Source organism: Streptomyces sp. MK37H, assembly GCF_018035285.1.
In the GTDB taxonomy this organism is placed as follows: domain Bacteria; phylum Actinomycetota; class Actinomycetes; order Streptomycetales; family Streptomycetaceae; genus Streptomyces; species Streptomyces endocoffeicus.
Genome location: NZ_JAAAYH010000831.1, coordinates 1 through 1,526 on the forward strand (window position 1 = coordinate 1; position 1,526 = coordinate 1,526).

A 1,526-nucleotide genomic window follows, 5' to 3' on the forward strand; every position below is an offset into this window, starting at 1 on the left:
CCTCGGGGGTCCAGGCGTGCTCCCGTTCGGAGACCAGCCCGGCCGCGCGGAGACGGGCGATGACGCGCTCGGCCTGCCCGGCCGGGACCGCGCCGGGCCGGCCCGCGGCGCGGCCGGGCGCGGCGGCCTCGGTGAGGATGTGGGCGAGGTCCCGCGACCCGTCGAGCAGCGGCGCCAGTGCGGCGATCGCCTGCCCGTGCAGCGCCGTGACGCCGTGCTCGGAGACGAGGTAGACGGCCTCGTCCGGCACCGGCTCGACCCGGAGATGTGGTGTGAAGCCCAGTTCGCCGGTCATCGTCCGGTCATTCGGCGCCGACGGTGCAGATGCAGATGCCGGGCGCGGGGATGGGCCAGGCGCCGTCGGAGAGGTCCTCGATGACCAGGTCGTCGTCCTCGGCGGGCGGACGAACGGCCTCGGCGGTCCTGCCGGTTCCGGTGTCCTTGGCGCGCTCGGCGATCTGGACGACCCCGGTGCCCCCGGTGACCTCGGTGTTCTCGGCGGGATGAGCCAGGACGGCGGGGCTCGTGGACTCATGTGGGACGGGCGTATCGGTCATCGCGGACTCTCTCATCGCCAGGGTGTGAATTTGTCATGGTGCGAGGCTCTGGAACTCATATCGAGCTCGTTACTCCGGCACTGGCCGCACAGGCCGCCCACAAGCGAGGCTCTTAGATGCCTCGGTGGTAGGGCCGCGCGGCCAGGAGGCACTTGACGGACCGTTGACGGAGGTACACGACCATGGACATCAAGGTGTTGGGGCCGCTGAGCGTCGAGGCGTGCGGTCAGTCGATCGTGCCCAGCGCGGGCAAGCCGCGCCAGATCCTTGCACTGCTTTCCGTCTACGCCAACCAGATGCTCCCGGTGCCCACTCTTATGGAGGAAATCTGGGGCACGCAGATGCCGCGCAGCGCGCTCACCACTTTGCAGACCTACATCCTGCAGTTGCGCCGCAGGCTGGCCGCGGCCTATGGCCCGCAGGCCCCGCAGGCTTCCAAGGACGTGCTGGCCACGCGGTACGGCGGATATGTGCTGGAGGCCCAGCCGGGCGCGGTGGACATCCATGAGTACGACCGGCTGGTGGCCGCGGGGCGGGACGCGCTGGACGCCGGGGACGATGTCCAGGCATCCCTGCTGCTGCGCGAGGCATTGGCCGTCTGGCGCGGTCCCGCGCTGGTGGATGTGAAGGTCGGGCCGGTCCTGGAGATCGAGCTGGCCCGCCTGGAGGAGAGCCGGCTCGGCGTCCTGGAGCGCCGTATCGAGGCCGATCTGCGGCTGGGCCGCCATGCCGAGCTGCTCACGGAGCTCACCGAGCTGACCGCCCGTCATCCGCTGCACGAGGGGCTGCACGCCCAGTGCATGGCCGCGCTCTACCGCGCGGGCCGCCCCTGGCAGGCACTGGAGGTCTACCAGGGGCTGCGCGCCAGACTGGTCGAGGACCTCGGGCTGGAGCCGTCGCCGCGGCTTCAGAAGCTCCAGCAGGCGGTGCTCGCCTCCGACCCGGCGCTCGATCTGGACCTGGACGGCC

Annotated in this window: 2 protein-coding genes and 1 pseudogene; 1 reads left to right on the forward strand and 2 read right to left on the reverse strand. The window is 71.3% G+C overall.

The window, feature by feature from the left end; all coding sequences use genetic code 11:
• Positions 1 to 295: pseudogene (locus tag GWI24_RS44245) on the reverse strand (hypothetical protein); the annotation flags it as partial.
• A gap of 7 nt (positions 296 to 302) precedes the next feature.
• Positions 303 to 557 carry a hypothetical protein gene (locus GWI24_RS44250; RefSeq protein WP_210951645.1) on the reverse strand — a complete coding sequence of 85 codons (255 nt, stop codon included), beginning with the start codon at positions 555 to 557 and terminating at the stop codon, positions 303 to 305.
• Positions 558 to 739: 182 nt separating this feature from the next.
• On the opposite strand from GWI24_RS44250, the gene GWI24_RS44255 reads away from it, so the two are divergent.
• Positions 740 to 1,526 (forward strand): AfsR/SARP family transcriptional regulator (locus tag GWI24_RS44255; RefSeq protein ID WP_210951646.1); only part of this gene is annotated, 787 nt, incomplete at its 3' end.